We start from the raw sequence: 20,782 nt of genomic DNA, 5'->3' as shown, positions 1-20,782 counted from the left end.
CTCGCGTGAATTACGCATAAGTGAACGCACAAAGTGGCGATCTGGTAATCCGTCTCGAATATTAAACCTTCGGCGCCGAACAGTCGTCGGACCCGCCCGCGTCGCGCCCACCGCCGGCGCGGGCTCAATCAAACAATAGAGAGACGCCCAGTGACCCCAACATCATTCGCGCTCACGCAATCCGCTTACGTGCCCCTCGGCCTCGCCTTCTTCGGCCTCGGCACCGGCTACCTCATCTTCGGCCCGCAGGAACTCTTCGGCTTCCCGGCGAAATCCGAGTCCAGCGAACTCACCAACGGCTGGTGGGGCTTCTGGATGCCCGGCATGCTGCAATTCCTCTGCGGCACCTACATCCTGGTCGGCCTGACCTGGTTCAACGTCTTCGGCGTCGGCGCGAAATCCACCCCGCTCTACGCCGCCGGCATCGAAACCACCGTCTTCGGCATCCACTGGCTGGCGATGGGCCTCAGCCGCATGCGCGGCGGCTCGATCGTGCCGAACGGCTTCATGAGCGTCGCCTTCTTCCTCGTCGCCCTGCTCGGCCTCATCGTCTTCAAGACCGCCGGCGACGGCCCGGTGACGCTGCTCTTCGCCGGCCTGATGGCGGTGTATTTCTTCGAATTCTTCTACTGCTTCGACCTGTTCATGCCGCTCAGCCGCAAGGCCCTCGGCCTCGTGCACATCCTCACCGGCCTGCTGCTGATGTATCTCACCTACGGCATCGTGCTGAACCTCTCGCTCGGCTGGCACGTCTACATCTGACCCGCACGCCCAACGCCTGAGCACACGGCCGGAGTTCTGCTCCGGCCGCCCTGCATTCCGCTCCGGAGTTCTGCTCCGGCCGCCCTGCATTCCGCGCTTCCCACAGGCGCAAAAACCCGCCCTCGGTTGCCCGCGCGCCGGCCCCCACCTATACGGGCTGCAAACTCCGCACGCGCACAGGAACTCCCGATGGCCAGCTACCAGTACGTCTACGTGATGAAAGACCTCACCAAGGCCTTCCCCGGCGGCCGCGAGGTCTTCAAGGGCATCACCCTCTCCTTCCTCCCCGGCGTCAAGATCGGCGTCCTCGGCGTCAACGGCGCCGGCAAATCCACCCTGCTCAAAATCATGGCCGGCATCGAGAAGGAATTCGGCGGCGAGGCCTGGGCCGCCGAGGGCGTGCGCGTCGGCTACCTCCCGCAGGAACCGCATCTCGACCCGACGCTGACCGTCGGCGAGAACGTCGCCCTCGCCTTCGCCGACATGCGCGCCGCCCTCGCCCGCTTCAACGAGATCTCCGAAGCCTTCATGGAGCCGATGGACGACGAGAAGATGAACGCCCTTCTCGCCGAGCAGGCCACCCTCCAGGAGAAGATCGACGCCGGCGACGGCTGGGAGCTCGACCGCCAGATCGACATCGCGCTCGACGCCCTCCGCTGCCCCCCGGCCGACAGCCCCGTCACCAACCTCTCCGGCGGCGAGCGCCGCCGCGTCGCCCTCTGCCGCCTCCTCCTCGAGAAGCCCGACCTCCTGCTCCTCGACGAACCGACCAACCATCTCGACGCCGAGTCCGTCGCCTGGCTCGAAAAGACCCTCCGCGCCTACGCCGGCACCGTCATCCTCGTCACCCACGACCGCTACTTCCTCGAGAACGTCACCAACTGGATCCTCGAACTCGAACGCGGCCGCGGCTACCCGTTCGAGGGCAACTACACCTCCTGGCTGGAGCAAAAGCAGAAGCGCCTCGCCCAGGAGGAAAAGGAGGAATCCGCCCGCCAGCGCGCCCTCAAGGAAGAGCGCGAATGGATCGGCGCCTCCCCCAAGGCCCGCCAGGCGAAAAACCAGGCCCGCATCAGCCGCTACGAGGAAATGCTCGCCAAATCGACCGAGCAGGTCTCCGGCGTCGCCGAAATCGTCATCCCCCCCGGCCCGCGCCTCGGCGGCACCGTCATCGAGGCCCAGGACCTCCGCAAGGGCTTCGGCGACAACCTCCTGATCGACGGCCTCTCCTTCAAGCTCCCCCCCGGCGGCATCGTCGGCGTCATCGGCCCCAACGGCGCCGGCAAGTCCACCCTCTTCAAGATGATCACCGGCGTCGAAAAACCCGACGCCGGCACCTTCACCGTCGGCGACACCGTGAAACTCGGCTATGTCGACCAGTCGCGCGACAGCCTCGACGACAACAAGACCGTCTGGGAGGAAATCTCCGGCGGCACCGACGTCATCCACCTCGGCAAGCGCACCGTCGCCTCCCGCGCCTATGTCGGCGCCTTCAACTTCAAGGGCTCCGACCAGCAGAAGAAGGTCGGCATCCTCTCCGGCGGCGAACGCAACCGCGTCCACCTCGCGAAAATGCTCAAGGGCGAACACAACGTCATCCTGTTGGACGAGCCCACCAACGACCTCGACGTCGACACCCTCCGCGCCCTGGAGGAAGCCCTCGCCGAATTCGCCGGCTGCGCCGTCATCATCTCGCACGACCGCTGGTTCCTCGACCGCCTCGCCACCCACATCCTCGCCTTCGAGGGCGACAGCCACGTCGAATGGTTCCAGGGCAACTTCCAGGACTACGAGGAAGACAAACGACGCCGCCTCGGCGCCGACGCCACCGAACCCCACCGCATCAAATACCGCCCCCTCACCCGGTAGCCGGGCCATGCACGCGGGACCATCGCAGGGGGCGCCGTTTCCTGCACCCCCGCCAAGGGCTGAGCCCTTGGAACCGCGCTCGCGTTTTGGTTTTGGGGAGGGCGTGTCCCTGCCTTTACCAAGGCAATTGCCCGGATGCCCTCCCCAAAACCAAAACGAATGGATTCCAAAGGCTCCGCCTTTGGCGGGGTTCAGGGGCGGCGCCCCTGATGGGGTCCGGGGCAAGGCCCCGCCATTTCCATGACCACTAACCCCGCCTGGCGCGTCACCACGGCGCGGCTGCGACTGGAGCCGGTGAACTGGGCGGACCGCGACGACCTGATCGCCCTGAAAACCGACCCCCGCGCCTTCGCCATGATGCTCGGCGGCGTCCGCACGCCCGAACAGGCCACGGCGGAACTGGCGGAAGACATCGCCGCCTGGGGCGCGCAAGGCTTCGGAATCTGGACCATCCGCGGCCAGTCCACCAACGCCTTCCTCGGCATCACCGGCCTCGCCGACCGCCCGGACGGCCGCGGCATCGCGCTCCGCTTCGCCCTATGGCCCGAAGTCCGCGGCGCCGGCCTCGCCCGCGAAGCCGCCAGCGCCGCCCTCCGCTACGGCCACGACCGCGTTTCTCTCCCCCGCATCATCGCCGTCTCCCGCGCCGACAATTTTGCCAGCCGCACCGTCCTCGGCGCCATCGGCATGACAGAATCCGGCTCTTTCTCCCGCAACGGCGTGCAGATGCTGGTGTATGAGAGCCTAGGCGCCGCTAAATTTTGAAATAATGTTGATGGTGATTGTCGCCGGATTCGGGCCGCATGCCGGAAGCAAAGCATGTAAACTGCTCGGCAGAAGTTGTTGACTTGGCGTCACGTAGTGTTACCATTACGATCAACTAAGCTCCGGATCAGGTAAAACCATTGTGTAAATACTGCTTTTTGGAGCATCCCAGCCGAATGAGCAATATATAGCCATGGCATACGAGATTCCGTTTCATCTTGAGCTGGAGGGCGGCACCGCCGATCAACATGAATTTCAAGGATACGACGGTTATCTGGCGCTTGCGGGGTTCGCTTGGACATTGTCCCTGACAACCAATTATATTGAAACAGGTCGCGTGCGTCATCGCGGCGATTTTGCAGGGCGACAATCGGTAAGAGCTAAAGCCCTCCGCGAAGGAAGTATCGTTGCCCAATTCACTGTATTATTGCAACAAGATCCGATACTTGCATGTATATTAGGCTTGGCAGGCACGATCACATTAAATGTGGCAAGCAATTTTGTTTATGACCTTACAAAGAGAGTCATCGGCCGGAATCTTGGGCGCGAGCAAGAACCTGATACGGAACTCGTAAAAGAGTTGATTCGGCAACGAGGCGGCGATGTTGAGGCGCTTGTCGCCGCTGCCGAAAATTCAATTCGACAGTCGCATAGCGTGATCGGTCGCGGAGCAACAACGATTAATATTTACGGCGGATCTCAGATAATAAATATCTACAATGCGTCGACACGTGACTATGTTATGCAAAATTTAGAAGATACTGATATTCATGTAAAAGACTTTAGTGTTGCGGCATTTAATGCAAATTCTGGATATGGAAGTGTATTTGATTTCGATTTAGGCCGAACAATTCCAATCAGTATGTCGAAAGAAGTCCTTGTAAAAGTCAGAAGTGTTTTTGCTTGGGGATTGAGTGAATATGCGAACGGCACAGGAGAGCGTATTTCTGTACATTTTTGGCGCGTGCTGTCCATGGATCGGACACCAAAGCGATATGTCGTTGTAGATGCCGATCGTTTCGAGAGATAGAGAGGTCCGTTATTGTTAATTCTCTGTTGTTGTCGCCGGGCGGGGCGGCAGCCGACGTAGTCAATCGGATAATGCTCGAATACTCCGGAGATCATGGAAATCTGGGCGCATTTTGTGAAAGATGGCTTGGAACGTGCCTGCGGCCGACCGCGATGCAATCTCTCAATGCCGGCGTGACGCAAAAATCTGGCCTCCTCGACGCCGCGAGTGGAACTTCGGCGGTTCCTGAAAGTGGCGTGACCACCACCGCAGGTAGCAGCCCTGCCACGCTGGGGCCAGTTTCTTGGTTCGGCTGGAGTGCCGTTTCTTCGTCCCGGCCTGATCGTGCGCGGGGCGTCGTGCACAGCCGCGGTCAAGAATGGCCGCAGGCCATCGCGTAGCGACGCGCAGCGTTCTTGACGGCGGCGAGCACGGCGCCAGTCTTGAGGCAGACGGGCCGAGCAGCCGCATCCCGCAGTCCGATCGCGCATTGGCGCGGCATGCGGTGCCAGCCCGCACGGGACACTCTGATTGCGCGGAGCACCGCCATGGCAAGCAGCGACATCTTCACCCTCGGCCTCGGACTGACCCCACCCTGGCGCGTGGTCGACCAGCGGTTGGAAACCGACTACCAGCCGCATGAGTTGCATCTGGCCGTCGCCGCCGACCCAGGCGCCCGCTTCCCCTGCCCAACCTGCGGCCGGCTGTGCAAACCGCACGACTGGAAGGAACTGAGCTGGCGGCACCTCAACTTCTTTCAGCACGCCTGCATCATCGAGGCCCGTGTGCCACGCACCGACTGTCCGGAGCACGGCGTACTCCGCATTGCTGTGCCTTGGGCACGTCCCGACAGCGGCTTCACGCTGTTGTTCGAGCAGGCCGCGCTGGCTCTGATGCGCGAGATGCCGGTTGCCGCTGCCGCGCGCATCATCGGCGTCACCGACCAGCGGCTGTGGCGCATTCTGCGGTACTATGTCGGCCGGGCGATCGAGCGGCTCGATCTCAGCGGGGTCGAGGCGATCGCACTCGACGAAACCGCGGCCAAGCGAGGCCACAGCTACGTCACCGTGTTCATTGACCTCGATGCGGCCGAGCGCCCGGTGCTGTTCGTCACCCCCGGAAAGGGTAAGGAATGCATGACCGCCTTCCGGGCCTTCCTGGCGGAGCACGGCGGCGAGGCCCGCCGCATCGCCGAGGTGGTGTGTGACATGTCGGCGGCCTTCCTTGCTGCTGCGGCGGAGAGCTTCCCGCAGGCCTCGGTCACCGTGGACTGGTTCCACGTCGTGCAGATCTTCACCACCGCGGTCGAGCAGGTGCGGCGCGCCGAGGCGCATCAGCACAACCTGCCCAAGGGGGTACGCTGGGCCACGTTGAAGCGACCGGAAAACCTGACCATGGCCCAGCGGCAGGCGCTCGACCAGTTGGAGAACAGCGGCTTCGCCACAGCCGAAGCCTATCGCGCCAAGGAGATGCTGCGCTGGGTTCGCCTGGCCGCAACGCCACAGGCCGCGCGCTGGCGGCTGACCAACTTCCTCAACCACGTCACCGCCCGGCTGGACGATCCCGACCACCTGCTCGATCCTGTTCGACAGGCCGTCGATACCGTACGGCGCAATGCCAAGCGGATCATTCGACGCTGGAAGTCAGGCCATTCCAATGCCCGCCTCGAAGCGCTCAATGGGCTGTTCCAGGCAGCCCGCGCTCGCGCCCGAGGCTATCGCAACACCGCTACCTTCGCGTGCATCATCTACCTGCTCGGCGCGCCCATCAACGCCATGCTCGACGTCTTCCATTCCACTTGAGACGTCGAAGAGCCAAAATCTGGAAGAACGCCGAGTGAGCAAAAACATGGATACGAACGGTCTCAGCCCCTTCCTTAACGAAGCCCTGCGCAAGGTCGAAACTCTGCTCGCCGCGCGTCCGGGCTTGCCGCCCCTCGTCTCCATCCGCAACCAGCTGATCTATCTTAAGCAAGTCTGCGCCGGAACCGTCGGCTCGGAACGTCTCCCAGAGACCATTCTGGGTATCCACGCCGTCCGCGATATCGAGAGCTGGGATATCAAACTAGCATACCAGATCCATAGGATCGACACGGTGGTGGATCGGCTGAAAGATTACCTCAATGCCTTCGATCCATCTTCTTATGCCTGTCTTTAGGCAGACAACCGAAAACTTTTGTCGAAATGATAGTTTTGAATAGAATTAATATTAAAACAGATCGAAATGATCATTGACAGATGTGGTTTGCGGTAATTAAATGATCAAAAAATTCTGTAAAACATAAATATAGATGGAGAATATGCCGTGTCCGAAACAGATCTTCAAAGCAGCGGTTCTGTCTCAGAAATCAATAAAACCAAAAATAAAAATATAATAATTAAGAAGTTAGATGATTATAAGCAAATTGATATATTAAACAAGATAGCTGATCAATTCATCGATCTTTTAAAATGGAGTCTTGCTGGACTCGGTGCCATTGTTTTATTTTTAATAATAGAAGACAATTTAAATGGTATTGTAAAGAATCATGGATTTATTGGCATTATACAAATTTTAATCTTAATTTTGTTTCCTGCTGCATTACTAGTATTTTCGTTCATAAACCTTAACACAACATTGGTTTTGCGGAATAATTTGTTATTTGAAGATCATCGGCCTGCGAGGATCAAATTTATACAGAAAATATTTGTCTACGCATTCGTATCTGCAATATTTGTGTTTTATTTGAGCTTATTGTTGGTGCTTTTTGGCATTAAATTCTAAATCTGTTATCGCAATGAAAAATAATAATCACACTTTTTGTTGCTTCGATCTTTACAGATGCGGTATGATAAATGGTCCTCCCGTATTATCTCCCCATCTGGGCGCGGTGCGAAATATCAGTTTCGGAATGCTCATTATCAGCGAAATCAAGAACTGAGACGATGAACTAGCCTGCCTCCTCCACCGGATCGAAGCGGCGGTGGACCGGCTGAAGTCGGCGGGGTGAGCCGCCGACGACGGGCGCGCTCTGGCAAGTCTTCCGTCGGAGTCCGGCCTCTCCTTTCCATTAGGCTGGTCCGGCAAATCGACGGGGCAACCAATCCACACCCTCGCTGATCGCGCTTGAACGGCCCCGTGCTGGCCACGGGGCTGCCGGAATTGCCGCCGTCGGGGCCGGTGCTGTTGCCGGGAGCGCTGGCGGGCGCATTGCCCTGCCCGCCGCCGCCGCATGGCTCACCACCGTCTCGCCGCACGAAGCGGATCCTGCCAAGGCCACCAGAGCGGAACAGGCAGCACCCGCAAATCGCTTCCGCCGCTGAATGCTGCCCGCATCCCACCCGCCTCGCCGGGCGGGCGCGTCCCGGGTTTTTTTATATGCCGTTTCACGAATTGAGCAGGATCAAGGCGCGCGCGCCGGCGTCGTGGAATACATGCACGCTCGATACCAGTATGGAACGAAGGCCATGCGCACCCTCGTCGTCTATTATTCCCGCACCGGCACCACCGAACGCATCGCCCGCATGCTTGCCGCCGAGTTCGGCGCCGACATGGAGCGCATCCGCTGCCCCGGCTGCGGCCCCGGCGGGCGCGGCCTGCTCCGCACCATCCTGATCGCCCTCGGCCTCATCGAACCGCCGATCTCCTCCGCCGCCTACGACCCCGCCACCTACGATCTCGTCCTCGTCGGCACCCCCGTCTGGGCCTGGTCCGCCGCCGCCCCCGTCCGCCTCTGGCTCCGCCGCGAGGCCCGCAACCTGCCCGAATACGCCATCTTCGCCACCGCCGGCGGCTCGTCCTTCCGCCGCGCCTTCGCCGCCATCGAAACCCTCGCCGGCAAGCCGCCCCGCGCCACCCTCGGCCTCTCCGCCGAAGCCATCTGCTCCGGCCGCGACCACCTCGCCACCCTCCGCTTCTCCGAAGCCCTCCGCCCCGCCCACCAGCGCCTCTTCGCCTGAGCGCGAAACCTCGCCCTTGCCCACCCCCGCCCGGTCGTGTTCATGTTCCGTTCATGCACGCCGCGCTGGCCCTCCGCTTCGCCGCCATCGTCCACGCCCTCTGCCGGGCCGTGGCCGCGCGCGGCGCCCGCGGCGCGCTCGCGGCCCCGGTCGTCATCCTGCTCTGGCTCCGCCTCAACCGCGCCTCAAAGCGGATCGACAGCCTCGCCGCCCGGCTCGATGCCGCCGGCGGCGCCCTCCCCGCACCGAAGCCGGATCGCCGGCGCAACCGCCCCGCCCGCCGGAGCAAAACCCTGCCGCGCCGCTTCGCCTGGCTGCTCCGCCCCATCCCCGAGGCCACCGCCGCCGCCTCCCAGCTCCGCCACCTGATGGCGGAACCGGCCTGCGCCGCCCTCCTCGAAGCCGAACCCCGCTTCGGCCGCATCCTCCGCCCGCTCTGCCGCCACCTCGGCATCCGCCCGCCCGCCAGCATCGCCCCCCGCGAGCCACCGCCCGCGCCCAGGCGCCCCGAACCGGCTCCCGACCCCGCCCCCGAATCTATCCCCGAAATCCCGACACACGCCGCCCCGCGCCCACACCCGCGCGCGCAACTCCCCGTCCGCGCGCCCCCGCGCCCGGCCTGACCCCTCGTATTTCCCGGAGAAAAAAACCCGTCAGGCCGCCTGCGTGCCGTCCGACGGGCGCGCCCGCACGCCGAAATACTCGATATACGGCGCGAACCGCGGCCGCAGCCGCTCCACGTTGATCCCGAAATCCGCCAGCCGGTAACGGTTCCGCCCATAGCCGCCGCGCGGCGCGGCATCGAGATGCGCCCGCATCGCCGCCTCCGCCGCGGGCGAGAACGCCTCGCCGAAATGCGCGTAGATGCCCGACACCGCCTTGATCGGGTCCGCCGTCAGCGTCTCGTACTGAATGTTCACCAGCCGCTCCGCCGGCACCGCCCCGCTGCGGTCGAACTCCACCAGACGCCGCGCCCCGTCGATCCATCGCTCCGTCACCTGCCGGCCGATCTCCGCCGGGTCGATCCCGCGCAGGAACGGCCGCCGCAGCACCTCGGTCATGTGCGCGACCGAGGCGAACACATGCACCGGGTCCCGATGCACGACGACGAACCGCGCATCCGGATAGGTCTGCAGGATCGCCTTCACCGAAAACGTGTGCTCCGGGCATTTCAGCGCCCAGAATCTTCCCCCGGTGCCGTGCTGCATCGCCTGCAGCCACTGCCGGTGAAACGCGAAGGCCGGCGCATCGTCCTGGCTGTCGATCCAGGCGGTGTAGCTCGGCACCCGGAACGTCGTGTCGAACCGCAGCGAGTGGAACACATGCGCGGTGATCTCGCTGCATTCCTGCGGACTGTCGGCGTCGATCGGGTGAATCGCCGGAAACTCCGGCGCCATGCCGGCGAACATGTCGAGCTGCCGGTCGGTCTTGCGCGCCACGGCGCTCGCGCGCGGATCGAACCCGCGCGGCCGCGGCGCCGGATACAGCGTCTGCCACACGCGCGGCACCAGCACGTCGGGGTCGAAGCCGAACAGCGTGTGCAGGAACGTGGTCCCCGACCGCGGCAACCCCATGATGAACACCGGCGCCCGCACCGGCTCGCGGCCGATGCCCGGGGTGGCGGCATGCATCCGCCGGATCGTCTCGGCGTTGCGGACCAGCCGCGTGAGGTCGTAGCGGACCGAGACCCGGCCGAACAGCGACAGGCTGGTCTCCGCCGCGATCGAGGCGGTCAGCCGCTCGAGCCCCTCGCGCGCGAAATCCGGCAGCGTGCTGCCGCCGGCGGCCTCGATCGCGCTTGCGTCGATTGCCGGAATGCCGCGCGGCAGCACCGCCTCCGCCGCGCCGAACCCGGCCGAGAGCAGCCGGAAGCGCAGGCTCTTGCCGGGTCGTTTCACGGGCGGTTCGGGTACCGGGTCGCGCGGCATGCTCAGCTCACTTCCGTTCGATCAGCTCGATCTTGTAGCCGTTCGGGTCCTCGATGAAGGCGATCACCGTCTTGCCGAACTTCACCGGCCCCGGCTCCCGCGTGATCTTCACGCCGGCGGCGCGGAGCTTCTCCACCGCACCGTATATGTCCGGCACGCCGAGGGCCAGATGTCCGAAAGCCGTCCCCTGGTCATAGCTGTCGACGCCGTAATTGTAGGTCAGCTCGAGCACCGTGTGCGAGGCCTCGTCGCCATAGCCGACGAAGGCGAGCGTATACTTGCCATCCGGCACGTCGTTGCGGCGGAGTTCCTTCATGCCGAGCAGTTCGGTGTAGAATTTCACGCTCTCGTCCAGGTTCCTCACCCGGATCATCGTGTGCAGATACTGAAAATCGCTCATTCCCGTTTTCCTTCGTCCCATCTTGCGGCGCCGGGGTCGATGCCGAGCAGGAACAGCCCCGCCGCCTCGGCCTCGCGCACCATTGCCTCGCGATCCATCAATATGGCGCCCTCGGCCTCGAATGCGATGCCGCGCAACCCAGCCTCCACCGCGCCCCGCACGGTTCGGACCCCGAGCGTCGGCAGATCGGCGCGGCGCTCCTGGCCGGGCTTGACCAGCTTGACCAGCACGCCGCCGGGCCCCGGCCGGCGCAGCGTGGCGGCGCGGGCGAGCATGGCATCCGTGCCTTCCGCCGCCTCGACCGCGAGCACGATGCCCTGCTGCACGACCGCGCCCTGGCCGACATCCACCGCCCCGAGCGCGCGCACCACGGCGATGCCCCGGGCGATGTCGGCCAGCGCCGCCGCATCCGGCGCGGCGCCGGACAGCAGCCCCTCGGGCGCGAAAACCTCGCTGATCACCTCATGCGCGCCGAGCACGGTGAAGCCTTCCTCGCCGAGCACCCGCACGATCGCGGCGAGGAAGCCGTCATCGCCGGCGAAGGCGGCGCGGCCGATGCGCGCGAGCAGCCTGGCGCCCACCGCATCCGGTCGCAGGTCGAACAGCGAGGGGCGCCTGACCGGGCCGGCGAGGACGATCTCGCGGCAGCCGGCGCGTTTCAGCGCGTCGATCGCCGCACCGACGGCGCCGAGGCGGATCGTCTCGTGCGGGAACGGGGCGACGACCTCGGGATCGGCATGGGCGTCGAGGGCGACGATGAACACGCCGCGCCCCGCGGCGCGGGCGGCGGCGGCCACCTGGCCGGGCAGCCTGCCGCCGCCGGCGACGATGCCGAGCGGGCCCGCCGCCGATCCGCTCATGCGCGCGCTGCCGTCATCGGGCGGTCAGGCCTCGGCGTCGGCGTCGTGGCGGGTGGTGCTGCGGATCAGGCCGCGCTTGCTCGGCGCGTCGATGAAGGTGAGGATCTCGGCGAGATAGGGATCGTCGCCGGCCTCGCGGCGCAGCATCTCGACCCGCGCGGCGAAGGTGCCGGCGCCCTGGAACAGCAGGCGGTAGGCGTTGCGCAGCCGGTGCTGGCCCTCCTTGTCGAGCCCGCGCCGGCGCAGGCCGACGATGTTGAGCCCGTGCAGCCGCGCGCGGTTGCCGATCACCGAGCCATAGGGGATCACGTCCGCCTCGACGCCGGAGGCGCCGCCGACCATCGCGCCGGTGCCGATCCGCACGAACTGGTGGATCGCGGTGGCGCCGCCGATGATGGCGCGGTCGGCGATCTCGACATGGCCGCCCATCACCACGTTGTTGGCGATGACGATGTTGTCGCCGAGCGCGCAGTCATGCGCGACATGGACCACCGCCATCAGCAGGCAGCCGGCGCCCACGCGGGTGATGCCGTGCCCGGTGACGGTGCCGCGATGGATCGTGCAATGCTCGCGGATGGTGCAGCCCGGGCCGATCACCGTTTCGGTCGGCTCGCCCCGGTATTTCAGATCCTGCGGCGCGAGGCCGATCGTGGCGAATGGGAACACCTTCGTTCCCGCGCCGATCCGCGTGTGGCCGTCCGCCACCACGTGGGAGACGAGTTCGACGCCGTCTTCGAGGACGACGTCCGGGCCGACGACGCAGAACGGGCCGACATTGACCCCCGCGCCGAGCGAGGCCCGCGGATCGACTGACGCTGTGGGGTGGATCATCCCTCGCCGGCTTTCTTGTCCATGATCATCGCGGCATAGGTCGCCTCGGCGACGGCGACGCCATCGACCCGCGCGACGGCGTTGAACTTCCACACATTGCCGCGGTTGCGCTCCTTCGCGACATGGATGCGCAGCACGTCGCCCGGCACCACCGGGCGGCGGAATTTCGCGCCCTCGACCGACATGAAATAGACCACCTTGCCGGCTTCCTCGGGGCCGAGGGTTTCCACCACCAGCACGGCGGCGGTCTGCGCCATGCTCTCGATGATGAGCACCCCGGGCATGACCGGGTGGCCGGGGAAATGGCCCTGGAAGAAGCTCTCGTTGACGGAGACGTTCTTCACCCCGATGGCCGAGACGTTCGGCACCAGCTCGACCACGCGGTCGATCAGCAGGAACGGGTAGCGGTGCGGGATCGCGCGCATGATGCCGGCGATGTCGACCGTCCGTCCTTCCGCCTGTTGCGCGCTGGTGTCCGTCGAGGTTCCGTCCATGTCAGAGCGTCCGCGTCCCGTTCCTGTTGTGAATGATCCGGTCAGGATTCCGCATCCCGCTCCGGCTCCGATTGGGCCGGAGAATGCCTCAAACCGCCGCGCCGTGCAAAGCGCCGCACCGCCGCGACCTCGCGCATGAAGTCCTTCGCCGGCTGGGCCGGGCTGCCGAGCATGTCGATCCCCGGCTTCACGTCCGACATCACGCCGGCCTGCGGGCCGATGCGCGCGCCCTTGCCGAGCGTGACGTGGCCGGAGATTCCGGCCTGGCCGGCGAGGACCACGAAATCCTCCAGCGTGGTCGAGCCCGATATGCCGACCTGCGCGACGATCACGCAGCAGCGGCCGATGCGCACGTTGTGGGCGATCTGCACGAGGTTATCGATACGCGTGCCGGCGCCGATCACGGTGTCCTGCGCCGAGCCGCGGTCGATCGTGGTGTTCGCGCCGATATCGACGTCGTGCTCGATGATGACCCGGCCGAGCTGCGGGACGGAGAGAAACCCCTGTTTCGTGGTCGCGAAGCCGAACCCGTCCTGGCCGATGCGCACGCCGGGGTGGATCGTCACCCGGTCGCCGATCAGGGCGAAGCCGATGCTGGCACCCGCGCCGACGCTGGTTCCCGCGCCGATCTCGACGCCGGGGCCGATGACGGCGTGCGGGCCGATGCGGCTGCCGGCGCCGATGCGGCTGCCTGCGCCGATCACCGCAAAGGGGCCGATCTCGGCCGAGGGGTGGATCTTCGCGGCGTCGGCGATCACCGCGCTCGGGTGGATGCCGGGTACCGCCTCGGGCGCGGGGTGGAACAGGGCGCAGGCCCTGGCCCAGGCCTCGTAGGGCGCGTCGGTGGCCAGCGTGGCGGCGCCGGCGGGGGAAGTGGCCGCCATGTCGCCGCGCAGGATGACCGCGCCGGCCTTCGTCGCCGCGAGGAGGGGCAGATATTTGCGGTTGTCGAGAAAGCTGACATCCGCGGGGCCGGCGGTTTGCAGCGGGGCGACGCCGGTGAGCTCGCGCGCGGCGTCGCCGGCCGGCTCGGCCCCGGTCGCGGCGGCAAGCTCCGCCACCGTGAAGGGGCCGCGACGGGCGAAGAAGCGGGGGTCGCCCGGCCGCGGGTCCGCCGTGCCGCTCATCCGGCCTACTTCTTCTTCTCGCCCTTCGACAGGTTCGGCACCACGGAGGGCGGCACCGCGACCGAAGGCAGGATCTTGTTCAGCTGCTCGGTGACTTCCTTGGTGATGTCGAAGGCGTTCACGTTCAGCGCGACCTGCGAGCGGTGCAGCACCAGGTTCATGCCGTGCGCCTGCGACACCTGGCGGATCACCGCGATCAGCGAGCTTTCGATCTTGCCGAGCGCCTTGCGCGCCGAGAGCTCGATGGCGACGTTGCGGTTGTGGAAGTCGACCTGCGCCTGCTCGATCTCGGCCTGCAGGTGCTGCTCGCGCGCGGCGAGCGTGGCCTTGGAGAGCTTGCCCTTCTCGGCGGTGATGGTGTGCTGCTCCTGCTCCCAGCGCTTCTGGTCGGCCTGGGCTTCCTCGGCCAGCTTCTTGCGCCGGGCGTTGATGATCTTCTCGACACCCTGGGCGGCGGTCGAATTCTGCATGACGTCGGGCACCGAGAGCACGCCCATCACGGCGGCGGGCGGCGACTTTTCCTTGGGCAGCGGGGCGAGCTGCGGGATGGGCGGGAGCTTCTCGGGCGGAATCTGCTGCACGCCGGGCTGGCCGACGGGCGCGGGCTGCGGCTTGGGCAGCGGCGCGTGGATCGGGGCGGTGTGCGGCGCCTCGGCCTTCGGCTTCGGGATGAAGTAGCCCTTGCCGTTCTCCGACTGGGCGTGGCCGACGCCGAGGCCGGCGCCGAACGCCATGATCAGGGCCGGAAGCGCCAGACCGGCGCGGATTTTCGCGATGCGTGTCACGTGATCAGAACCTCGTACCGAAGGAAACGCGGAATTGCTCGACCTGGTCGTATTTGTATTTCTTGATCGGCTGGGCATAGGACAGGTCGATGAGCCCGAACGGGGTGTTCCAGGCCACGCCGACGCCGGCGGAGATGCGCGGGGCCGCATTGTCGTAGACCCCGAGCGTCTGGCCGTTCACCGTGATCGGCGAGACGCCGGTCAGGCTGCCGATATCGGTGAAGGCGAAGCCGGAGACGCCGAGATCGGGGCTGACGGGCAGCGGGAAGTGCAGCACCGTGTCCTGCGTCCAGATGAAGTTGCCGCCGATGCTGTCGCCATATTGCGTGTCGTGCGGGCCGGCGCCGCCGGTCTGGAAGCCGAGCATGCTGTCGCCGCCGAGGAAGAAGCGGTCGGCCAGGGTGGTGCGGTAGCCCTCGATGCCGAAGATCTTGCCGACATGGCCGTCGAACTCCAGCACCCAGGCCTTGTCGCCGAAATAGCGCTCGAGCGGGATGTAGTAGGCGCCGCGCGCCTCGAGGCGGATGTATTTCGCGGTGCCGCCGAGACCGGCGAAGTCGCCGGACAGCGCGAGGATCTCGCCGCTCGAGGGATCGATGCGGTTGTTGCGGTAGTCGAAGGTGAGGGTGGTGCCGAGCTGCGAGAGCGTGGTCTTGCCCTCCTCGCTCAGGATGTAGAGGCTCGCCGAGCTGGCGATGTTGTAGATGTCGCGCGTGCTCAGCGTGTAGGTGAAGGCCTGGCTGACATGGTCGTTGTAGCGGAAGCCGAGCCGCAGGTCGCCGCCGATCGAGCGCTCGCTGAACACGTAGGCGGTGGAGTTGTAGGTGTCGGTGCGGAAGAGGTCGAAGCCGGCGATCAGGTTGCGGCCGAGGAAATACGGGTTGGTCACGCCGAGATTGAACTGCGTGCCCTTCTGCGCCAGCAGCGCCGAGATCGAGGCGCTGATGCCGGTGCCGAGGAAGTTGTTCTGGCTCAGCCCGATATTGGCCAGCGCGCCGAGATCGGTCGAGTAGCCGCCGCCCAGCGAGAACTGGCCGGTCGCCTGCTCGGCGACATCGACATCGAGGTTGACGCGGTCGGGCGTGCTGGTCGGCGAGGTGGCGATCTTCACCCCGTCCTGCTTCTTGAAATAGCCGAGATTCTCGAGGTTCTGCTTCGACTGGTCGACCGCGTCCTGGTTGTAGGCATCGCCGGGGGCGAGTTCGACCTGGCGGCGGATCACCTGGTCCTCGGTGCGGGTGTTGCCGCGGATCACCACGTCGTTGACGTAGACCTTCGGCCCCTCGACCACGCGGAAGGTGAGGTCGATCGTGTGGTTCGCGTGGTTCTCGTGCACGTCCGGCACCACCTGGGCGAAGGCGAAGCCACGGTTCTGCGCGGCCTTCGAGATGTTCTTCACCGCGGTCTGGATCGCGTCGCCGTCGAAGATGTCGCCCTTCTCGATCGGCACCAGCGCGCGCAGCGACTTCGCCGAAAGGTTCGTCACGCTGCTTTCCACCTTCACCGAGGCGATGTGGTAGCGCGGCCCCTCGTCGACGACGAAGGTGAGGAAGAAGGACTTGCGGTCCGGCGCGAGCTGGGCGGTGGCGCTCTTCACCTTGAAGTCGGCATAGCCGTGGTGGAAGTAGAAGCGGCTGAGCAGCGCCTCGTCGTATTTCACCCGTTCGGGGTTGTATTCGTCGCTGCTGGAGAGGAAGCGGAACCAGGCGTTCTCGCGGCTCGAGATCACCTCGCGCAGGCGGGTCTGGCCGTAGTGGCGGTTGCCGATGAAGTCGATCCGGCTGATCAGCGTCTCCGGCCCGTCATGGCAGCGGAACACCACGTTCACCCGGTTTTCCGGCAGCTTCACGATTTCGGGGGTAACGGTCGCGCTGTAATGGCCCTGCTTGGCGTACTGGTCGAGGATCGTCCGCGTGTCGGCCGCCGCCGCCGCCGGGGTGAACACCGAGCCGGGCTTGAGCGAGACCACCTTTTTCAGGTTGGCGTCGGTCAGCACCGAGTTGCCGCGGAAGAACACCTGGTTGACCACCGGGTTCTCCTGCACGTCCACCACCAGGTCGTTGCCCTGGCGGGTGAGCGAGACGGTGTGGAACAGGCCGGTGGCGTAGAGCGTCTTCAGGCTCAGGTCCATCCGCCGCTGGCTGAAGCGGTCGCCGGGGCGGAGCAGGATGTAGGAAAGGATGGTGCTCGCATCGATGCGCTGGTTGCCGCGCACCTCGATGGCGGCGATGCGCCCGCCCGTCGCCGCCGCCGCGCTGTGCGGCAGGGTCGCGGCCGGGGCGACCGGAGCCAGGAACACCGGAGCGAGGCACGCCGTGGTCATCAGAGCCAACCGCAGTCGCCGCAAGGACTGTCTCCCCATCACACGAAGTCACCAACCGGACGCGGGCCTCTCCCGCATCCGCACAGACAAGCGGCCTAGCCGCAACCGCTCCGCGCCGCAAGGGCAGCGCCGGGCTAGCGTCCGGTCCATCGCGCCTCGATGACGCGCGCGCCGGGCGGAATCGGCATGTCCGCCACCTGCCTTTCCTCGCTCTTGCGGACGGCGTGCAGCAGCACGAAGAGCACGGCGGTGTTCAGCATTCCCGGCGGAATCCACTGGATGATGCCGCCCAGCATCTGGTCCTTCATCGGCGAGACCGAGGGGTAGAGCCGGCCGCAGAGATCGTAGAAATTGTAGAGATTGGTCGAGGTCAGCGCGATGTAGGACGAGGCGGCGATCTGCGGGAACATCGGCAGGAAGCCGGCCGCCATCCGCGTGAGGTAGGAATAGCCGGCCTCGGCCCGGGGCCGCGGGTCGAGCACCACCAGCCAGAACAGCAGGCCGGAGAGGATCATCGCGATGTTCATGAAGGCGTAGAGCGGCGGATTGATCATCGAGGCGAAGTTCACCCCGGGGATCAGCCAGACATCCGTCGTCACCAGCATGATCACGATGGCGACGGGCGGAAAGCGCAGCGCCCGCAGCGCCGCCCGCGCGGCCGGCCGCTCGCAGAGGCGGATCAGCCCGGCCGGCACGCCGGCGGCGAGCACGTCGCGCGGCCAGGAGAAGGCGATCAGGAACGGCGCGAACACGCCGAACGTCGTCTGCTGCACGCGGTTGAGGAAGAACATGTGCTGTGCCGCGTATTCGAACCGCGTCTGCCCGACGAAGTAGATCGCCGCCACCCCGGCATAGAAGGCGAGGATGCGCCAGCGCGCCGGCCGCGTTTCGCACCGGGCGAGGCCGCGGCCATACCAGAAGGCGGCGAGCAGCGTTCCGGCGAAGATCGGGGCGTTGAAGATGTAGGGCGCGAGATAGGGCAGGCCGGCGGGCACCATCCGCTCCGCGAGATCGAGGGCGGCGCCGAGCACGGCGATGGCGATCAGCCCGCGCGCGTCGGTGCGGTCGAATTCATGCCGGGTCGTGTTCATGCGCCGGGTATGGTCTCAGATCGGCACCCCGGCAAGCACCTTGCTGGTGCGGATGGTCTGCAGGGTCTGCACGCGGGTGACGTTGGGGGCGGCGGTCAGCCGTTCGGTGAGCTGGTTCTCGTGCGCGGCGTCGCGCGCGACCATGCGCAGCAGAAAGTCGCCGCCGCCGCGGATCATGTGGCACTCGCGCACTTCCTCCCAGCCGCCGACCAGCGCCTCGAACGCGTCGAGCACCGCCTGGCGCTGGCTGTCGAGCCCGACGATGGCGAAGAGCTGGATCTGCCAGCCGAGTTTCAGCGCGTCGGTCTCGGCGTGATAGCCGCGGATCAGCCCGGCCTCCTCCAGCCGGCGCACCCGGCGCAGGCAGGGCGGCGGCGAGATGCCGGCGCGGCTCGCCAGCTCCACGTTGGTCATCCGCCCGTCGGTCTGCAGCTCGGCGATGATGCGGCGGTCGATGTCGTCGAGGGGAGGGGCCTCGGCGGCGGAACGCGGCAGGGGCTGGCTGGCCGGGGCATGCGGCATGGATTTCACCGGTGGAAAGAGTTGATCGCGTGACAGAGATAAACGGGTAATATAATTGCATTGCTTCGGAGTGTGAATGCGGTGCGACGAAAGGTGGAATTCCCGCCATCGCGCCCTTAACTCCGCATCAGAGGTGCATGAAATGGCGGATCAGGCTACGATCGAGACGAAACTGCTGATCATCGGCGCGGGGCCGGCCGGCTACACGGCGGGGATCTACGCCGCGCGGGCGAACCTCGCCCCGGTGATCGTGGCCGGGCTGCAGCCGGGCGGGCAGCTCACCATCACCACCGATGTCGAGAACTATCCCGGCTTCGCCGACGTCATCCAGGGCCCCTGGCTGATGGAGCAGATGCGCGCCCAGGCCGAGCATGTCGGCACCCGGATCGAATACGACATCATCACCGAGATCGATCTCTCCGCCCGCCCGTTCACCGCGCGCGGCGATTCCGGCGCGCTCTACCGCGCCGACGCGGTCGTGATCGCGACCGGCGCGCAGGCCCGCTGGCTCGGCCTGCCGTCCGAGCGGCAATACCAGGGCGCCGGCGTCTCGGCCTGCGCGACGTGCGACGGGTTCTTCTATCGCGGCCGCGAGGTCGCCGTGGTCGGCGGCGGCAACACCGCGGTCGAGGAGGCGCTCTACCTCACCAACCACGCCACCAAGGTCACGCTGATCCACCGCCGCGACGCGCTGCGCGCCGAAAAGATCCTGCAGGACCGGCTGTTCGCCCATCCGAAGATCGAGGTGATCTGGGACCATACGGTGGAGGAGATCATCGGCGCGGGCACGCCGGCCGTCGTCACCGGGGCGCGGCTGCGCGACGTGAAGACCGGCGCGGAGCGCACGATCGCGGTGGAGGGCGTGTTCGTCGCCATCGGCCACGATCCGGCGACGGCGCTGTTCCGCGGCAAGCTCGACATGGACGAGGAAGGCTATATCCGCACCGTGCCGGGCACGGCGCAGACCTCGGTGCCCGGCGTCTTCGCCGCCGGCGACGTGCAGGACCGCGTCTACCGCCAGGCGGTCACCGCCGCCGGCACCGGCTGCATGGCCGCGCTGGAGGCGGAGAAATTTCTTGCGCACCACGCGCAAATCGAACAACAGGCTGCATGAGACGATATAAAAGACGGCCCCGAACGCGGCCGGGAAAGGGAAGCTCACCGTGACAGGCAATCACATGGACTGGGACAAGTTGCGCGTGTTTCACGCGGTCGCCGAGGCGGGCAGCTTCACCCATGCGGGCGATGTGCTCAACCTCTCGCAATCCGCGGTGTCGCGGCAGATTTCGGCGCTGGAGGAGGCGCTGGCGGTGCCGCTGTTCCACCGCCACGCGCGCGGGCTGATCCTCACCGAGCAGGGCGAGCAGCTCAACCGCACGGTGCGCGACGTCTTCGCCAAGCTCGCCATGACCGAGGCGCTGCTGGCCGAGAGCAAGGAACGCCCGGCCGGGCGGCTGAAGGTGACGACGACGCACAGTTTCGGCGTGGTCTGGCTCGCCCCCCGCCTGCGCGCCTTCCTCAAGCAGTATCCGGACGTCAGCATCTCGCTGCTGCTCGACGATGTCGATCTCGACCTCGCGATGCGCGAGGCGGATGTCGCGATCCGCATGCATCCGCCCCGCCAGCCCGACCTGGTGCAGCGCAGCCTGGGCGAGATTCGCTGGCAGATCTTCGCCTCGGAGGACTATCTGCGCGAGGTGGGCAAGACCCCCGAGCGGCCGGAGGATCTCGACGATCACCGCCTGATCCTGTTCGGCGACCGCAAGCCGCCGGTGGCCGACGTCAACTGGATCGCCAGCATCGGCCGGCCGGATGGCGCCGCCCAGCGCGCCGGCGCGCTGGAGGTGAACTCGCTGCAGGCCATGCTGGTCGCCATCCGCAGCGGCATCGGCATCGGCGCGGTGCCGGACTACCTGACGGAAGACACCACCGGCCTCGTCCGCATCCTGCCGGAGGTGAAGGCGCCGAAGATCGACATGTATTTCGTCTATCCCGAGGAATTGCGGAACTCGAAGCGCGTCTCCGTCTTCCGGGACTTTCTCGTCACCGAGATCGGCCGCCGCTGAGCGCGCCGCCGC

General features: G+C 65.9%; 21 protein-coding genes. 11 read left to right on the top strand and 10 right to left on the bottom strand.

From position 1 onward, the window contains the following. Positions 1 to 150 precede the first annotated feature (150 nt). The 9 genes from ACRY_RS14790 to ACRY_RS14755 all read left to right on the top strand — a co-directional run bounded on the left by ACRY_RS14790 (position 151) and on the right by ACRY_RS14755 (position 8,966). Positions 151 to 762 carry a hypothetical protein gene (locus tag ACRY_RS14790; protein WP_012040078.1) on the top strand — a complete coding sequence of 204 codons (612 nt, stop codon included), beginning with the start codon at positions 151 to 153 and terminating at the stop codon, positions 760 to 762. 189 nt (positions 763 to 951) lie between these two features. Further along, positions 952 to 2,631, top strand: coding sequence for an energy-dependent translational throttle protein EttA (ettA, locus tag ACRY_RS14785; RefSeq protein ID WP_007424154.1), 1,680 nt, complete (start codon positions 952 to 954; stop codon positions 2,629 to 2,631). 240 nt (positions 2,632 to 2,871) lie between these two features. After that, on the top strand, positions 2,872 to 3,396 hold the full coding sequence (locus ACRY_RS14780) for a GNAT family N-acetyltransferase (protein WP_012040077.1): 525 nt from the start codon (positions 2,872 to 2,874) through the stop codon (positions 3,394 to 3,396). A gap of 193 nt (positions 3,397 to 3,589) precedes the next feature. Further along, entirely contained in the window at positions 3,590 to 4,426 is an 837-nt protein-coding gene (locus ACRY_RS19800) for a hypothetical protein (RefSeq protein WP_155856386.1), read from the top strand. Between the two features lie 527 nt (positions 4,427 to 4,953). Further along, positions 4,954 to 6,207, top strand: coding sequence for an ISL3 family transposase (locus ACRY_RS14770; RefSeq protein ID WP_011930454.1), 1,254 nt, complete (start codon positions 4,954 to 4,956; stop codon positions 6,205 to 6,207). 46 nt (positions 6,208 to 6,253) lie between these two features. Continuing rightward, positions 6,254 to 6,562, top strand: a complete 309-nt coding sequence (locus ACRY_RS14765; RefSeq protein WP_012040075.1) for an immunity protein Tsi6 family protein — start codon at positions 6,254 to 6,256, stop codon at positions 6,560 to 6,562. Between the two features lie 147 nt (positions 6,563 to 6,709). Next, on the top strand, positions 6,710 to 7,168 hold the full coding sequence (locus ACRY_RS19795; RefSeq protein WP_012040074.1) for a hypothetical protein: 459 nt from the start codon (positions 6,710 to 6,712) through the stop codon (positions 7,166 to 7,168). A 683-nt stretch (positions 7,169 to 7,851) separates the two neighbouring features. Beyond that, positions 7,852 to 8,343: a flavodoxin family protein gene (locus ACRY_RS14760; RefSeq protein WP_012040073.1), complete on the top strand. Its 492-nt coding sequence runs from the start codon at positions 7,852 to 7,854 to the stop codon at positions 8,341 to 8,343. Positions 8,344 to 8,396: 53 nt separating this feature from the next. Then, positions 8,397 to 8,966: a hypothetical protein gene (locus tag ACRY_RS14755; protein WP_012040072.1), complete on the top strand. Its 570-nt coding sequence runs from the start codon at positions 8,397 to 8,399 to the stop codon at positions 8,964 to 8,966. 30 nt (positions 8,967 to 8,996) lie between these two features. Here the strand turns inward: ACRY_RS14755 and ACRY_RS14750 are convergent, their stop codons facing one another. The 10 genes from ACRY_RS14750 to ACRY_RS14705 all read right to left on the bottom strand — a co-directional run bounded on the left by ACRY_RS14750 (position 8,997) and on the right by ACRY_RS14705 (position 18,704). Then, entirely contained in the window at positions 8,997 to 10,271 is a 1,275-nt protein-coding gene (locus ACRY_RS14750; RefSeq protein ID WP_012040071.1) for a sulfotransferase family protein, read from the bottom strand. 7 nt (positions 10,272 to 10,278) lie between these two features. Continuing rightward, positions 10,279 to 10,671 (bottom strand): lactoylglutathione lyase, encoded by a 393-nt coding sequence (gene gloA / locus ACRY_RS14745; protein ID WP_007424147.1) that lies wholly within the window; start codon positions 10,669 to 10,671, stop codon positions 10,279 to 10,281. Then, entirely contained in the window at positions 10,668 to 11,531 is an 864-nt protein-coding gene (locus ACRY_RS14740; RefSeq protein ID WP_012040070.1) for an LpxI family protein, read from the bottom strand. Before ACRY_RS14740 ends, gloA begins: the two co-directional genes overlap by 4 nt. 24 nt (positions 11,532 to 11,555) lie before the next feature. Further along, complete coding sequence (gene lpxA, locus ACRY_RS14735; RefSeq protein WP_007423397.1) at positions 11,556 to 12,362, bottom strand: acyl-ACP--UDP-N-acetylglucosamine O-acyltransferase; 807 nt, start codon at positions 12,360 to 12,362, stop codon at positions 11,556 to 11,558. Beyond that, positions 12,359 to 12,856, bottom strand: a complete 498-nt coding sequence (gene fabZ, locus ACRY_RS14730; RefSeq protein WP_007423396.1) for a 3-hydroxyacyl-ACP dehydratase FabZ — start codon at positions 12,854 to 12,856, stop codon at positions 12,359 to 12,361. The genes lpxA and fabZ overlap by 4 nt, the downstream gene beginning before the upstream one ends. Positions 12,857 to 12,897: 41 nt before the next feature. Further along, positions 12,898 to 13,983 carry a UDP-3-O-(3-hydroxymyristoyl)glucosamine N-acyltransferase gene (lpxD, locus tag ACRY_RS14725; protein WP_012040069.1) on the bottom strand — a complete coding sequence of 362 codons (1,086 nt, stop codon included), beginning with the start codon at positions 13,981 to 13,983 and terminating at the stop codon, positions 12,898 to 12,900. A 5-nt stretch (positions 13,984 to 13,988) separates the two neighbouring features. Further along, the gene (locus tag ACRY_RS14720; protein WP_012040068.1) at positions 13,989 to 14,768 is read right to left on the bottom strand and encodes an OmpH family outer membrane protein; all 780 of its coding nucleotides are present in this window, start codon (positions 14,766 to 14,768) and stop codon (positions 13,989 to 13,991) included. 4 nt (positions 14,769 to 14,772) lie between these two features. Next, on the bottom strand, positions 14,773 to 17,091 hold the full coding sequence (gene bamA / locus ACRY_RS14715) for an outer membrane protein assembly factor BamA (protein WP_007422944.1): 2,319 nt from the start codon (positions 17,089 to 17,091) through the stop codon (positions 14,773 to 14,775). A 134-nt stretch (positions 17,092 to 17,225) separates the two neighbouring features. Next, positions 17,226 to 18,182, bottom strand: coding sequence for a cytochrome c oxidase assembly protein (locus ACRY_RS14710; RefSeq protein WP_231295280.1), 957 nt, complete (start codon positions 18,180 to 18,182; stop codon positions 17,226 to 17,228). Between the two features lie 15 nt (positions 18,183 to 18,197). Further along, positions 18,198 to 18,704 carry an Lrp/AsnC family transcriptional regulator gene (locus tag ACRY_RS14705; protein WP_012040065.1) on the bottom strand — a complete coding sequence of 169 codons (507 nt, stop codon included), beginning with the start codon at positions 18,702 to 18,704 and terminating at the stop codon, positions 18,198 to 18,200. A 142-nt stretch (positions 18,705 to 18,846) separates the two neighbouring features. On the opposite strand from ACRY_RS14705, the gene trxB reads away from it, so the two are divergent. Together trxB and ACRY_RS14695 are read left to right on the top strand one after the other, a co-directional pair. Then, on the top strand, positions 18,847 to 19,818 hold the full coding sequence (gene trxB, locus ACRY_RS14700; protein WP_196796272.1) for a thioredoxin-disulfide reductase: 972 nt from the start codon (positions 18,847 to 18,849) through the stop codon (positions 19,816 to 19,818). A gap of 64 nt (positions 19,819 to 19,882) precedes the next feature. Continuing rightward, entirely contained in the window at positions 19,883 to 20,770 is an 888-nt protein-coding gene (locus ACRY_RS14695; RefSeq protein ID WP_007421320.1) for a LysR family transcriptional regulator, read from the top strand. Positions 20,771 to 20,782 lie beyond the last annotated feature (12 nt).

The organism is Acidiphilium cryptum JF-5, assembly GCF_000016725.1.
Lineage (GTDB): Bacteria > Pseudomonadota > Alphaproteobacteria > Acetobacterales > Acetobacteraceae > Acidiphilium > Acidiphilium multivorum.
Note: the sequence above shows the minus strand (reverse complement) of the source record. Positions and strands in the feature narration are given on the sequence as shown.

Coding starts and splice junctions, on each gene's coding strand:
- lpxD (WP_012040069.1), bottom strand. CDS start 13,983: ATGAGCGGCACGGCGGACCCGCGGCCGGGCGACCCCCGCTTCTTCGCC.
- ACRY_RS14710 (WP_231295280.1), bottom strand. CDS start 18,182: ATGAACACGACCCGGCATGAATTCGACCGCACCGACGCGCGCGGGCTG.
- ettA (WP_007424154.1), top strand. CDS start 952: ATGGCCAGCTACCAGTACGTCTACGTGATGAAAGACCTCACCAAGGCC.
- fabZ (WP_007423396.1), bottom strand. CDS start 12,856: ATGGACGGAACCTCGACGGACACCAGCGCGCAACAGGCGGAAGGACGG.
- bamA (WP_007422944.1), bottom strand. CDS start 17,091: ATGACCACGGCGTGCCTCGCTCCGGTGTTCCTGGCTCCGGTCGCCCCG.
- ACRY_RS19800 (WP_155856386.1), top strand. CDS start 3,590: ATGGCATACGAGATTCCGTTTCATCTTGAGCTGGAGGGCGGCACCGCC.
- gloA (WP_007424147.1), bottom strand. CDS start 10,671: ATGAGCGATTTTCAGTATCTGCACACGATGATCCGGGTGAGGAACCTG.
- ACRY_RS14780 (WP_012040077.1), top strand. CDS start 2,872: ATGACCACTAACCCCGCCTGGCGCGTCACCACGGCGCGGCTGCGACTG.
- ACRY_RS14740 (WP_012040070.1), bottom strand. CDS start 11,531: ATGAGCGGATCGGCGGCGGGCCCGCTCGGCATCGTCGCCGGCGGCGGC.
- ACRY_RS14705 (WP_012040065.1), bottom strand. CDS start 18,704: ATGCCGCATGCCCCGGCCAGCCAGCCCCTGCCGCGTTCCGCCGCCGAG.
- ACRY_RS14755 (WP_012040072.1), top strand. CDS start 8,397: ATGCACGCCGCGCTGGCCCTCCGCTTCGCCGCCATCGTCCACGCCCTC.
- ACRY_RS14750 (WP_012040071.1), bottom strand. CDS start 10,271: ATGCCGCGCGACCCGGTACCCGAACCGCCCGTGAAACGACCCGGCAAG.
- trxB (WP_196796272.1), top strand. CDS start 18,847: ATGGCGGATCAGGCTACGATCGAGACGAAACTGCTGATCATCGGCGCG.
- ACRY_RS14695 (WP_007421320.1), top strand. CDS start 19,883: ATGGACTGGGACAAGTTGCGCGTGTTTCACGCGGTCGCCGAGGCGGGC.
- lpxA (WP_007423397.1), bottom strand. CDS start 12,362: ATGATCCACCCCACAGCGTCAGTCGATCCGCGGGCCTCGCTCGGCGCG.
- ACRY_RS14760 (WP_012040073.1), top strand. CDS start 7,852: ATGCGCACCCTCGTCGTCTATTATTCCCGCACCGGCACCACCGAACGC.
- ACRY_RS14765 (WP_012040075.1), top strand. CDS start 6,254: ATGGATACGAACGGTCTCAGCCCCTTCCTTAACGAAGCCCTGCGCAAG.
- ACRY_RS14770 (WP_011930454.1), top strand. CDS start 4,954: ATGGCAAGCAGCGACATCTTCACCCTCGGCCTCGGACTGACCCCACCC.